Here is a 12857-nt window from a genome sequence, read left to right on the forward strand (position 1 = left end):
TGACTATTATTGTGTTGGGAATTAACTAATTTTTAAGATAATTATTGGAGGAATGAATCAATGAATTCTATGTTTGAAGTAAATTTAACGAAATACGCAGAACTGGCAGTAAAAATCGGTGTCAATATTCAGCCGAATCAATATTTGTATATTGCGGCTTCCATCGAATCGGCACCTTTTGTACAGGCAGTGACAAAAATCGCTTATGAAGTTGGAGCAAAACAAGTATTTGTAGATTATACAGATGATCAAATTACACGTGCTCGATATGAGTTGGCACCGGAAGATTCTTTCGATTTCTTCCCTCCTTGGAAAGTGCAGGAACGTGAATGGCTTGCTGAACAAGGTGCGGCATTTATGAGCATCGTATCTCAAAGTCCTGATTTGCTGTCAGGGATCGATTCAAAACGAATTGCAGCATTCCAGAAAGCTTCTGGTACTGCATTAAACAAGTACCGTCAATATGTTCAGTCAGACAAAATCAGCTGGACGGTAATCGCTGCTCCATCAAAACAATGGGCTAGCAAAGTATTCCCTGAGTTACCGGAAGAAAAGCAAGCAGATGCATTATGGGATGCCATCTTTAAAGCGACACGTGCGGATCTGGACAACCCGGTTGAAGCTTGGGCACAGCATAATGATAACCTGCATGAAAAGGTTGATTACTTAAACAATAAAAACTATGCGAAATTACACTATACAGCTCCCGGGACGGACTTGACGATCGAACTGCCTAAAGGTCATTTATGGTGTGGTGCAGGCAGTGTCAATGAAAAAGGCGATGAGTTCATGGCAAATATGCCGACTGAAGAAGTTTTCACAGTACCGCATAAAGATGGTGTAAACGGGTATGTGTCTAGTACAAAGCCATTAAGCTATGGCGGTAATATTATCGACAACTTCAAGCTAACATTTGAAAACGGGCGCATTGTTAAAGTTGAGGCCGAGCAAGGTGAAGAAGTGTTAAAAAATCTTGTTGCTACAGATGAAGGCTCGCATTATTTAGGAGAAGTGGCGCTTGTTCCATTCCATTCTCCAATTTCACAGTCGAATATTTTATTCTACAATACATTATTCGATGAAAACGCATCAAACCACTTGGCAATCGGCAGTGCCTATGCATTTTGTATTGAAGGCGGAAAGACAATGTCACGTGACGAGTTAAAAGCTAACGGTCTAAACGAAAGCATTACACATGTTGACTTCATGATCGGTTCTGAACAGATGAATATTGATGGAATTACAGCAGACGGACAAGCTGAACCAGTTTTCCGTAATGGAAACTGGGCATTTTAACAGCTGTTTCAGTATTATTGCCAAATAATTAATTTTCAAGATGTTGTCATATTTACAATTTTTTCTACATTAACTAACTAAATTCCCCTACAATGTTCCAATTTATTAGGTTATAATTGGTTAATGATTGTTATCACTAAAATAGAGAGGAGTTTTTATAATGTTCGATCACCATTATCCGTTCTTATCTGACTTCTATACGATAGTGTTAGGATTTACGGTAATACTTCTTGTATTCTTATTTATGTTTATTATGTACTTACGTATTGGTTTACAATCACACGACTCTGTTATAGTAGATTCAAAGGCAAACACATTTGCGCCAAACGAAAAATCATTGGATGGTCACCATCATCATTAATATTTTTACAACCACTCGATTGAGTGGTTGTTTTTTTGATAGCGGATTTTTGCGATACTTCTCTCTTTTTAGTAGAAATTTAGCCTTAATAGTGCGCATTTATTTGAATTATCTAAAAAATATTTTAAAATATAAAAGAATCGAAAGGGGTTTGAAGAACAAATGTCTGCATTACAAACAATTTTAGAGTTTAACGGAAAATTCGTAGATGAAAAACAATACGAGCAGTACGCTACAACAAAATATCCTGATAAAAAAATTGTTGTTTTAACATGTATGGATACGCGTTTAGTTGAATTACTGCCTAAAGCAATGAACTTGCGCAACGGGGATGTCAAAGTTGTAAAAAGTGCAGGTGCTATCGTAAATCACCCATTCGGCGGGATTATGCGTAGTTTACTTGTAGCAGTTTATGAGTTACAGGCGGATGAAGTTTACATTATCGGCCACTATGACTGCGGGATGAGTGCAGTTGATCCGAATGTCATGATTGGTCATATGCTTGAACGCGGGGTTAAACAGGAAACGATCGATGTTATCAATTACGCTCGTTTTGATTTAAAAGAATGGTTATGCGGTTTTGGGGATGTTGAAACAAGTGTACTAAAAAGTGTTGACTTAGTCAGAACACATCCATTAATGCCAAAAGGTGTTCCGGTACATGGTCTTATTATCGACCCTGCAACAGGAAAGCTGGATTTAGTTACTGACGGCACAGTCGATCAAAAATAAATAATAAACAATAAGCGGGAGCCCTCATCATCCGAATGAATGAGTACTCCCGCTTTTTTATGATATAGTTCCTCTGTATTCCCGCTGCAAAATAGCGTACATATAATGGTCGACCCATTTTCCGTTTATATATAACAGCTCCCGCAATAACCCTTCTCTTGTAAATCCGGACTTTTCCAATACACGAATGGAAGCTGAATTTGGTGGTGCAACATAGGCCTCTATTCTGTGAAGATTCAATGTGTTAAAAGCGAAATCCATCACTATACGTACCGCCTCAGTGACAATCCCCCTGCCTGTGAAATTCTCATCCATCGAATAGCCGATAAAACCGCTCGAGTACGGTAAACGTTTAATTGAATAAAGTGAAATGTGTCCGATTAACTGACCAGTCGCATTATAAAAAATGCCGAAGGAAAACTCCCGGTTTGACTGCAGCAAATGAATGCTTTCTAAAATTTTATTATACTGTACTTGTTCAGTGTAAAATTCATCACGATGTAATGGCTCAAATTCGGACCAATACAATTTATTGTCTCTTAATAATTTTGCCAACCCTTTCGCATCGGACGGGGTAAATGTGCGAAGCGAACATTGTTGCCCAATTAGTCGAACCATTGGACCCTCCTTCTTGTGAAATAGCTTGAATAAGCTTTTCATTGAACCACCTTCATTTCATTTCAAAAGCTTGCCTACTGTTTTTTCAACTTCTTCTTTTTGGATTTTACAGGCTTTGGCTTTATATCTATAGATTCCGTTTTTTCTTTGTCTGTTGTTTTTTTATTACCCTTTTCGAAAATGTTTGTAAGTTTCATGCCCCGTTTTGTAATTTCTTTTTCGATATGGGCAACTGTTTCTTTTAGTACTTGAACACGCGCGTAGTTTTTATTGTTCCCTGGTATTAAGTGCCAAGGCGCATTTTCCGAATCGGTTTTCTCAAACATTTCATCGGCTGCCTCACAGTATAAATCAAATTTCTCACGGTTCCGCCAATCTTCATCTGTTAATTTCCACGACTTATATGGATCGGCTGCTCTTTCATTAAATCGTTTAAGCTGTTCATCCGAATCGATATGGATCCAAAATTTAATCATTATATAATCTTCATCTGTCAATTGCTTCTCGAAGCTATTGATTTCTTCATAAGCCCGTTTCCATTCCGCTTCTTCCGCAAAGCCTTCGATACGCTCTACAAGGACCCGCCCATACCACGAACGGTCGAAAATTGCGATTTGTCCATGCTGCGGCAACTTCCTCCAGAAACGTTGCATATAATGATACCGCATCTCATGAGGCTGTGGGGCGGAGATCGGCCATACCAATAACCCGCGCGGATCGATACGTTCTGTCAGGCGCTTGATCGCTCCCCCTTTGCCTGCTGCATCCATTCCTTCAAATGCAATAATTAGGCCGATTTTATTGTTGAATAAAAATTGCTGGGCGTTTAGCATTTCGTATTGTAAAGCTTTCAAATGTTTCTTATAGATTTCCTTCTCCAATTTTTGCGATAAATCCACATCTCTTAGCTTTTTCAAATAGCGCTGCCTCCCCTACTCCATTTATTTATGTATATTTTACTTGAAAGTATATGGAATTGGTAATTGTTGCAGTCATTTATTTGAATCATTTGATTATTTTATGTTTATACCTAGTTTTTATAGAACAAAAAACGCGGGTGCACTGAGTGCTCCCACGTTTATAACTTAGTCTTCCAAAGTTGTTAAAATGATTGGTTTATCTTTTGTTACAATAATCGAGTGTTCAATTTGGGCAACTAATGATTTGTCCGGTGTAATGAATGTCCAGCCGTCACCTGATTCTACGATATGCTCAGCCTTCGCCGAAATAAACGGCTCTACTGCCAACACCATACCTTCTTTCATGATTGTTGTATCCCAAGCATCGTAATAATTCAATACATGGTTTGGCTCTTCGTGTAATGATTTCCCTAAACCATGACCTGTTAAGTTCATAATTACTGTTAAACCGTGATCACGTGCTTCACGCTCTACCGCTTTACCGATTTGATTTAATTTCGAACCTGCTTTAACCTTTGTCATCGCACGATCAAATGCCGATTTTGCTACAGTACAAAGTTTTTCTTTATCTTCATAACCTTCACCAACGACAAATGAAATACCTGTATCTGCAAAATAACCGTTTAAAGAGCCCGAAACATCTATGTTTACAATATCGCCTTCTTTAATGACCTTGTTCCCTGGAATACCATGTGCAACTTCGTGATTTACTGAAATGCATGTATATCCCGGAAAATCGTATTCGCCTTTAGGACCGGAAACCGCGCCTGCTTCTGCAAACATACGGCCTGCAATCTCATCTAATTCTTTCGTTGTCACGCCAGGTACTGTCGCAGCTTTCATCGCCTCACGAATTTCAGCACAAACGCGTCCGATTTTTTTAAACGCCTGGATTTCTTCTTGAGTAGTAACAATCATGTGTAACTTCCTTCCTCTTAAACAATGTCTATCCTTAACTATAGCATACTTAAAATCGGTTGTAATTGTTCAAGGATTTTAAAATTTGCCGTTTTATTACTAATTTAGTACGACTTTCTACTATTAAATGGAGAAAAAGCTTGCAGCGGGCGAAGTATCCCTTGCTGCAAGCCTTGTATTTTCTATATATTATGTTGTTTTTACTTTTTGCAGCAAACGAGGGGCAGATGTGAATAAAATAACTGCGATGATTGCCGTAAGTATAGTAGCAGGTACCATATAAGTACTGTTGTAAATAATTGAGTAGGCCCATACATTATCATCGCCTGCATATTCTTTAAAGAACACGACACCTGCGAGCAAGTGCGAAACAAATCTTAAAGCTCCGCCAACAAGTGCTCCAATGACAATATAAAGTGCCATTTTTACTTTATTGAGCGATTGTGTAGCCTCTAATAACGGCTTTCTTACAATTGCCGCTAACCCTACTACTGTAAACGCAAGCCCGTAATCTAATATTGCCTGTAACCAGTGGACAATGTACGCACCGAACATCATTTGCATGACACCGATCAGCAAGCCAGTTGTCAGTCCTGCCGTTAATCCCCAACGAATGGCCATTAACATAATCGGTACCATAACAAAACTGATCGATCCGCCTTGTGCCCACATCTTAAAGGATACTTGATCCAATACAAGTCCGATGGCAGCAAATATTGCAATTTCCACCATCATTAATAATTTCTTTCTGTCCATAACAATTCCCCTTTCTTTTTATCCGATGTAACAAAAGTGAAGAGGGATAGAAAAAGTAAAAAAACGATAATCAGGACAAAAGCCTGACTATCGTTTGAACAGTCGGATTCTATCCACATCCCTACGCAAGTGCTAACTTACAGGTTCAAAGAGTCAGTGCAATCCCGTGCACAATCTCAGCCGACTTTCTCGGCACCCCTTGTGGTACATCTAATTTTTATTGTTTGAACATGCTCATTGTAACGAATATTTTTACAACTTTCAACAGCTATTATTTTGAAACGTACTAGAATTACATATAATAGATACGAAGGAGTGATGAATAGTGGATCAATCGAAAGGTTTAAGTGCATTAAGCTATTTAAGTTTTTATTTTGCACCGTTTATTTTACCGTTAATTATATTTATTGTTACGAAAGATGATGCCGTTAAAGGCCATTCTAAAAAAGCATTCATTTCCCAACTCATACCGATACTGTTAGGGATTCTGTATATTATTTACCTTTTCACTTCCGTTCTTTCCTTAAATGATACGTTGACCTTAAGTTTCCAGGATTTTTTCTTTAGTTCGCATTTTATCGGATTTATTCTTTTAGTCGTTATTACGTTCATCCTGGCGATTTGGAATTTAGTTCTAGCGATTAAAGTTTTACGTTAATGTTTATGAAAGCTCCTATTTTGGGTATATTTTTTATACGAAATGTATTCGTTAAGGAGTGTTTACTAATGAAATTAAATAAGCTTATTAAAACAGCAATTAAATATGGACCAATCGTGTACCCAATCATAAAAAAAATGATGGACAACAAAAAATCAACACCGCAACCTGCAACTACACGACGAACTCCAAAACGCTAACAAAAACACATTTCCCACTTTTGCGTGAGGGAAATGTGTTTTTATTTTATTTAATAATAATCTCTGTTTTACTGTAGCCTTCTTTGAGTTTTTGCACTTGCAAGATGGCAGGCATTGCTGCTTTTAGTTCGGCTACATGGGAAATGACGCCAATTAAGCGGCCTGTTTGCTGAAGATCGATCAATATATCGATTGCTCTTCTTAACGCCTCTTCATCCAAAGTACCGAAGCCTTCATCGATAAACATCGTATCGATATGCACGCTTCCTTGAACACTTTGAATAACATCGGCCATTCCTAATGCCAATGAAAGGGAGGCATTGAATTTTTCACCGCCGGACAGTGTTTTTACATCCCGCGTTTGCCCTGTATGGCTGTCATATACATCAATGCTGAGTCCGCTTTGCGCATTTCCTTCTTTTCTACCTGTAGATTTAAGGAAGTATTGGCCATTTGATAAGACACGCAAACGTTCATTTGCCGCATGTGTCACTTTTTCCAAATAACCAATTTGAACAAAACGCTCAAATGAAATTTTCGCATCATTTTGACCACGAATTAAATTGTAAACATGTTCGACTTGCATTAGTTTCTCTTTATAGCTTTCGATCTGTTGCGCAGATTGGTCGAGTTTATCGCGCGTCTCCTTACATTGTTCAACATAGGACTGGATCAATGTCATTTTTGAGTAATGTGCCTCGATCTGCTCATTCAACTCATGAATCTGTTGCTCACTTGCCGTTAAATCGGCTTGTTCTTTTCCTTCGAGCAAAGGTTCTTCCTCAGCAATTTGAACAGATAATGTGTGGACATTTTGCTTATATGCTTCAACCGCATCCTGAATTTGCTGCTGTATATTTAATGGCAGTAATGCATTTTTATACGTTTCCAAATCGAATCCTTCCTGCTGTAATGCGGATTCAAATTCTTTTTGCGCTAAAAGAGATTCCTGCTGCTTTTCTGTTACAAGATTTTTGGCATGGTGATAGTTCACTTCACAAGATTTCTCATCCAATTGGATTTTTTGCATCGCTTCAAGGGCATTTTGAATCGCAGCTTTTAACTGGTGATGTTTTTGCTGGTGGTTTGCCAATTCTTGCGTTACTTCATCCAATGTAGAAAACTGTGGCAATAATGACTGTTCACTTTGCTCAAGCTTCCCTTTTTCCTGCGCATATTGCTTATCAATATCGATTACGTATTGCTGACCTTTTTCAATACGGCCTTGCAGTACTTCTTTACTTTCCAAAAGCTGGGCCATCATTTTCTTTTCAGTGACAAGCTGTGCCTGCTGCTGTTTCTGCTTTGATAATTTCGCTGTCAGTTCTGCTAAATGCTGTTCATACTCATGTAGTTTTGAAAGCTGGGCATCAAGTAACTGAAGCGCACTTATTTTCTGATCCAATGTTGCCTTTTCAACATCCAGCTTTGAAGTAACCTGGTAAAAGCTTTGCATCGTTCGGTCGGCCTCTTGACGCAGTTGTGCCAGTGCAGCTTCATCAATGACAACCGCTTCACTGTTATGAATAGCTGGATGTTCAGTACTTCCACATACAGGACAGGCTTCCCCCTGGTGTAATGATGCTGCTAGAAAGGCTGCATGATTGCTGCGTATTTGCTGCTCCATATTTTTCAGCTTTTGCTGTGCTTCATCAGCAATTTGGTTCTTACCGGCAAGCTGATTTACTAGAGAATCGACATTCATTTGTATTGCAGCTACTTCTTTAGCCATTTCAATTTTTCGTGTTAATACAGCATGTGTTTCATATGTTTCATGGTATGTCACTGTCGCATCTTCCAGCTCATTTATAATGGCTTGCTGCTGTTGTTGTTTTGCTTTCAAAGACAATGCTTCGTTTTGCAGCTTATCAAATAACTGCTTGGCGTTTTTTTGGTTTTCTGCAAGCTTAGACACATTTTCACGTTGTGTATTAATCGACTGATAAATTGGAACAAGCTGTTCGAGCTGTGAAATCGATTTCGTATAGTTGTCCAGCAATGGTTCTTGCTGCTTTTGCTCCTGATAATGATTTGTCGCCTGCTGAAGTTGTGCCTGTGCACGTTCATAGTCCGTCTTTGCTTTTTGTAAGGTGACTTCCGCTTGTTCAAGCTGTCGTTTTACCTTCTCATATTCACGTTCTAACGGTTCGATCTGATTCGCCTTTTTGGCAAGGACAAGCTTCTGTTGTTCTGCTTGTATTTTATCCTTTTGGTGCAATAATTCTTCAAGGCGCTCTTTCCGTATTAAAAACTTTTCAATCCGTTCATTTAACAATCTTTGTTCATTTAATGTTTTAACTAATTTTTGCAATTCCTTCTTTGAAGCATCATATTCCCCTTTTAATGTGGTACACTGATCTTCATAGTATTGCTGTTCTGTCTGCAAAGCACTCTTTACTTGATACAGATTAATGACATCATTGTTCAGCGAAGAAAACAGTTCCGATTCTCGATGCGGTAGTCGGGACCGGATTTCATGGATTGTATTGTCCTGCTGCATCTTTGCTTGTTCATAATGCTTTTCGGCAATATTCTTTTTCTCTTTCAGCAGTTCCACCATTTTCGTGAAGCGTTCCGTTTTGAAAATCTTCCGGAAAATCTCTTCTTTATGCTTAGATTCCGATGTGAGAAGCTTTTGAAATTCCCCTTGTGGCAGCATGACGATTTGATTGAATTGGGACTGTGTCAGACCGATCAGTTCTTCAACTTTTGATTGAATGAGCTTTACTTGAAACTTTTCAACAGCGGGTACAATAACCCCATCCGTAATCTCAAAAAACTCGCGCTTTGCACTTGCACCATCATGACCAAATTTCCGCCAAATACGGTAAAGGCGACCACGCACTTCAAATTCTAGCTCGACTTCCGTATCTACCGATTCATCCGCAAAATCACTGCGTAAAAATAGTGATTTTTCACGATCCTCCCCACTGCCCGAATCATAAAGTGCAAACGTAATCGCATCAAAAATAGTCGTTTTTCCCGCTCCAGTTGCACCGGAAACAACAAAAATTCCATGTTCATGGAGTTTAGTAAAATCAATGATTTCTTTTTGATGATATGGTCCAAATGCTGTCATCGATAATTTGATTGGTTTCATCGTTACAGCACCTCCTGTTTTTCACGTTCATTTTCGATTAGCTGCTCTAAAACATCTGTATAAATCTCTTTAATTTCATCAGTTAGAGGCTTGCCTGTCATTTCCGTGTAAAATAGTTCAAACAGCTCCGAATCATCCATCTGAACCCGGTTCATTGTTGTCGCATGCTGTTCCAGCTGTTCATAAACAACCGTCCGTTCAATATGCAAAGCATTCGGATAAACCGTGCGGACAAGTTCGGCAGCACCTTTCACATAATGTTCATCCTGCAGTTTAACAAATACATAGTCCTCGTTTACTTTATGCTGCAATATATCCTCAAGCAGCCCTGTCACGACACGCATGTCCCGAACTGGTGTAAGTTTTCTTTTTTCGATCTGCACTGTTCCGTCTTCTTTTAAATCAACAATTAAAAATCCTTTATTATGTGTCACTTCCGATTCCGAATATTTAAGGGGTGATCCGGAATATTGAATTTTCTCGTTTGCAACAAAATGGGCCTGATGTAAATGTCCTAACGCTGTATAACAAAATGGTTCGAATAATGCTGAGCTAATACATTCCGTACCGCCAATTGTCAATTTACGTTCAGAATCACTCGTATTTGGCTCAGGCGTCCCGTCTTTTGTAATGAAGGCATGACCGATGATAATATTGCGTTTTGTATCATCCATTGACTGCTGAATCTGTTCAATGATTTTCGCCATTGCCGCTTCATGCGATGTAATGGATTGATCATCAAATAAAGCCCGAACAATTGACGGCTCTGAAAAAGGAACTAAATAAAAATGAACTTCCCCATATTCATCATGCATGATGACCGGATCGATATTCTGTTCTAAATGTCCGACGATATGTAAACCGCTCGCCTTCATAAATTCACTGCCAAAATTTAAACGTGTAGCGCTATCATGATTTCCAGCGATTGCTAAAATCGGTGTTTTTTCATCGACTAATATTTCTTTCAATGTTTTATTTAAAAGTTGGATCGCATCTGTCGGTGGTACAGATCGATCATATAAATCCCCGGCAATAATGATGACATCCGGCTTTTCTTTTCTAATTTCTTCGATAAACTGTTCAAGCACAAATTGCTGGTCTTTCGTCATTGATACACCTTGTACTATTTTTCCTAAATGCCAATCTGCTGTGTGGAAAATTTTCATGAATACCGCCTCCTATCTTATAACTATAAGTGTACATGAGGGAAAATAAAAAAACCACATCGTGCGAATATTCGTTCGTACGATGCGGTCTATTATTACTGCTTTACAGCCATTTTACCAGCTGAAATTTCTTCCATGTAGTGGCATGCCGCTTCATGCATGTCCTTCATAATAGAAGAAGTACGCAAAGCAGGTTCTTCCGTTCTACACTTATCTGTCGCAAATGGACAGCGTGTATGGAATCGGCAGCCCTGTGGTGGATCGATAGGTGACGGTACATCACCTTTTAAAACAATACGATTTTTCACAGCATCCGGATCAGGTACTGGAATTGCTGATAATAATGCTTTCGTATAAGGATGCTGCGGGTTTTCGAACAGGCTTGTTTTATCTGCAATCTCTACAATTTTCCCTAAGTACATTACAATAATACGATCCGAAATATGTCGTACTACCCCCAGGTCATGTGAGATGAATAAATAAGTTAATCCATATTCATTTTGCAGCTCTTCCAGCAAGTTCAGTACTTGTGCCTGAATCGATACGTCCAGTGCCGATACAGCTTCGTCACAAATAATCAGTTTTGGATCAACCGATAACGCACGGGCAATACCGATACGCTGACGTTGACCACCAGAGAATTCATGCGGGTAACGGTCTGCCTGATATGGTCGTAAACCAACCGTTTCAAGCAGTTGTTCAATCCGTGCACGTCGCTGATTTGGCGGTAGTACATTTTGAATATGCATCGCTTCGTTCAACACACTTGCAACTGTCTGACGAGGATTGATCGACGCATACGGGTCCTGGAAGATGATTTGCAGATCTTTGCGGAATTTACGCATTTCGCCTTTCGGGATTTTCGTAATATCCGTTCCCTGAAATACTACGGAACCCTCTGTCGGCTCTTCCAATCGTAAAATTGCACGGCCTGTCGTAGATTTACCACAACCCGATTCCCCTACAATACTGACAGTCTCCCCTTCATAAATCGTAAAGGAAATATCATCTACCGCTTTTACGTGGTTGACTGTTCGACCTAAAAATCCTCCCTTAATCGGGAAGTACTGTTTTAGTCCCTCAACCTTTAACAGTTCTTTTTTCGCCATATAGCGTCACCTCCGATTCTCCATCCCATTCTTCCGAATACATCCAACAGCGGATTTGCTCTGAACTGTTATCATCTGTATTCAGTAAATCCGGCTGCTTTTTATGGCAAAGCTCGATTGCAACAGGACAACGTGGAGCAAAACGGCATCCTACCGGCATTTCATGCGGGCTTGGCACCATTCCTTTAATCGGAATCAGTTTTTCCTGTTCCACATCGTGACGTGGCAAGGAATTAAGTAATCCTAGAGTATATGGGTGCTTCGGATTTTTGAATAATGAACGGACATCTGAGTATTCTACTACTTGTCCTGCATACATTACTGCCACATAATCACATGTTTCCGCTACTACCCCTAAATCATGGGTAATCATAATAACAGACATGCCTAAACGATTTTGCAGATCCTTTATCAGTTCTAGAATTTGCGCTTGAATCGTTACGTCCAGTGCTGTTGTAGGCTCATCCGCAATTAAAATTTCCGGGTCACATGCCAGTGCCATCGCAATCATTACACGTTGACGCATTCCTCCTGAAAGTTCGTGCGGGTATTGCTTCACACGTTTTTCGGGTGATGGAATACCTACAAGCTTCAGCATCTCTACGGATTGCTGCATCGCTGCTTTTTTGTCCAATTTTTTATGGATACGGATTGTTTCACTAATCTGTTGGCCTACTGTATAAACCGGGTTTAACGATGTCATCGGCTCTTGGAAAATCATAGAAATCTGGTTTCCTCGAATATCACGCATCGCTTTTTCCGAAAGCTTCAGCAAGTCCTTCCCTTTAAAAAGAACTTCGCCTCCTTTCGTTTTACCGTTCGATGCAAGTAAGCGCAGGATCGATAGTGATGTGATACTTTTACCAGAACCTGATTCCCCTACAATCCCGATTGTTTTACCTTTCGGAACAGTAAAGCTTACACCATCAACAGCACGTACTTCTCCAGCATCTGTGCCGAACGATGTTTGTAAATTATTTACGACTAAAATGTTTTCCGTTTCATTCATTTGCCACACCTCTT

At 39.4% G+C, this 12857-nt stretch carries 12 protein-coding genes and 1 riboswitch; of the genes, 4 read left to right on the plus strand and 8 right to left on the minus strand.

Features of this window, described 5'->3' with window-relative positions:
- The first annotated feature begins 60 nt into the window (after window positions 1-60).
- The 3 genes from MKY27_RS15295 (at window position 61) to MKY27_RS15305 (ending at window position 2389) form a co-directional block, all read left to right on the plus strand.
- Window positions 61-1296, plus strand: coding sequence for an aminopeptidase (locus MKY27_RS15295; protein WP_339196111.1), 1236 nt, complete (start codon window positions 61-63; stop codon window positions 1294-1296).
- A 160-nt stretch (window positions 1297-1456) separates the two neighbouring features.
- On the plus strand, window positions 1457-1657 hold the full coding sequence (locus MKY27_RS15300) for a hypothetical protein (protein ID WP_339173645.1): 201 nt from the start codon (window positions 1457-1459) through the stop codon (window positions 1655-1657).
- 162 nt (window positions 1658-1819) lie between these two features.
- The gene (locus MKY27_RS15305) at window positions 1820-2389 is read left to right on the plus strand and encodes a carbonic anhydrase (protein ID WP_251690696.1); all 570 of its coding nucleotides are present in this window, start codon (window positions 1820-1822) and stop codon (window positions 2387-2389) included.
- A gap of 57 nt (window positions 2390-2446) precedes the next feature.
- On the opposite strand, the gene MKY27_RS15310 is transcribed toward MKY27_RS15305, so the two are convergent.
- From MKY27_RS15310 to thiT, 4 genes are all read right to left on the minus strand, one after another.
- Window positions 2447-3007, minus strand: a complete 561-nt coding sequence (locus tag MKY27_RS15310; protein ID WP_339173650.1) for a GNAT family protein — start codon at window positions 3005-3007, stop codon at window positions 2447-2449.
- 74 nt (window positions 3008-3081) lie between these two features.
- Window positions 3082-3924 carry a polyphosphate kinase gene (locus tag MKY27_RS15315; protein WP_339196112.1) on the minus strand — a complete coding sequence of 281 codons (843 nt, stop codon included), beginning with the start codon at window positions 3922-3924 and terminating at the stop codon, window positions 3082-3084.
- A 168-nt stretch (window positions 3925-4092) separates the two neighbouring features.
- The gene (gene map / locus MKY27_RS15320) at window positions 4093-4845 is read right to left on the minus strand and encodes a type I methionyl aminopeptidase (protein WP_339196114.1); all 753 of its coding nucleotides are present in this window, start codon (window positions 4843-4845) and stop codon (window positions 4093-4095) included.
- A 189-nt stretch (window positions 4846-5034) separates the two neighbouring features.
- Entirely contained in the window at window positions 5035-5601 is a 567-nt protein-coding gene (gene thiT, locus MKY27_RS15325) for an energy-coupled thiamine transporter ThiT (RefSeq protein ID WP_339196115.1), read from the minus strand.
- Between the two features lie 101 nt (window positions 5602-5702).
- Window positions 5703-5811, minus strand: a riboswitch (TPP riboswitch).
- A gap of 115 nt (window positions 5812-5926) precedes the next feature.
- Between thiT and MKY27_RS15330 the strand changes: the two genes are divergently transcribed.
- Window positions 5927-6259, plus strand: coding sequence for a DUF4870 domain-containing protein (locus MKY27_RS15330; RefSeq protein WP_339173660.1), 333 nt, complete (start codon window positions 5927-5929; stop codon window positions 6257-6259).
- Window positions 6260-6505: 246 nt separating this feature from the next.
- Here MKY27_RS15330 and MKY27_RS15335 read toward each other — a convergent pair whose 3' ends face one another.
- The 4 genes from MKY27_RS15335 to MKY27_RS15350 form a co-directional block, all read right to left on the minus strand.
- Window positions 6506-9559: an SMC family ATPase gene (locus MKY27_RS15335; RefSeq protein WP_339196117.1), complete on the minus strand. Its 3054-nt coding sequence runs from the start codon at window positions 9557-9559 to the stop codon at window positions 6506-6508.
- Between the two features lie 2 nt (window positions 9560-9561).
- Window positions 9562-10725, minus strand: coding sequence for an exonuclease SbcCD subunit D (locus MKY27_RS15340; RefSeq protein ID WP_339196119.1), 1164 nt, complete (start codon window positions 10723-10725; stop codon window positions 9562-9564).
- 95 nt (window positions 10726-10820) lie between these two features.
- On the minus strand, window positions 10821-11834 hold the full coding sequence (locus MKY27_RS15345; protein ID WP_339196121.1) for a dipeptide ABC transporter ATP-binding protein: 1014 nt from the start codon (window positions 11832-11834) through the stop codon (window positions 10821-10823).
- A complete protein-coding gene (locus MKY27_RS15350; RefSeq protein ID WP_339196122.1) occupies window positions 11806-12843 on the minus strand; it encodes an ABC transporter ATP-binding protein in 1038 nt (345 codons plus the stop codon). The genes MKY27_RS15345 and MKY27_RS15350 overlap by 29 nt, the downstream gene beginning before the upstream one ends.
- Between the last annotated feature and the right edge of the window lie 14 nt (window positions 12844-12857).

The sequence above is a fragment of the Solibacillus sp. FSL R5-0449 genome, from assembly GCF_037975215.1.
In the GTDB taxonomy this organism is placed as follows: Bacteria; Bacillota; Bacilli; order Bacillales_A; family Planococcaceae; genus Solibacillus.

Excerpts from the sequence above, each read along its gene's own strand:
- MKY27_RS15295 (WP_339196111.1), top strand. The coding sequence starts at position 61 with ATGAATTCTATGTTTGAAGTAAATTTAACGAAATACGCAGAACTGGCA.
- MKY27_RS15300 (WP_339173645.1), top strand. The coding sequence starts at position 1,457 with ATGTTCGATCACCATTATCCGTTCTTATCTGACTTCTATACGATAGTG.
- MKY27_RS15305 (WP_251690696.1), top strand. The coding sequence starts at position 1,820 with ATGTCTGCATTACAAACAATTTTAGAGTTTAACGGAAAATTCGTAGAT.
- MKY27_RS15310 (WP_339173650.1), bottom strand. The coding sequence starts at position 3,007 with ATGGTTCGACTAATTGGGCAACAATGTTCGCTTCGCACATTTACCCCG.
- map (WP_339196114.1), bottom strand. The coding sequence starts at position 4,845 with ATGATTGTTACTACTCAAGAAGAAATCCAGGCGTTTAAAAAAATCGGA.
- thiT (WP_339196115.1), bottom strand. The coding sequence starts at position 5,601 with ATGGACAGAAAGAAATTATTAATGATGGTGGAAATTGCAATATTTGCT.
- MKY27_RS15335 (WP_339196117.1), bottom strand. The coding sequence starts at position 9,559 with ATGAAACCAATCAAATTATCGATGACAGCATTTGGACCATATCATCAA.
- MKY27_RS15340 (WP_339196119.1), bottom strand. The coding sequence starts at position 10,725 with ATGAAAATTTTCCACACAGCAGATTGGCATTTAGGAAAAATAGTACAA.
- MKY27_RS15345 (WP_339196121.1), bottom strand. The coding sequence starts at position 11,834 with ATGGCGAAAAAAGAACTGTTAAAGGTTGAGGGACTAAAACAGTACTTC.
- MKY27_RS15350 (WP_339196122.1), bottom strand. The coding sequence starts at position 12,843 with ATGAATGAAACGGAAAACATTTTAGTCGTAAATAATTTACAAACATCG.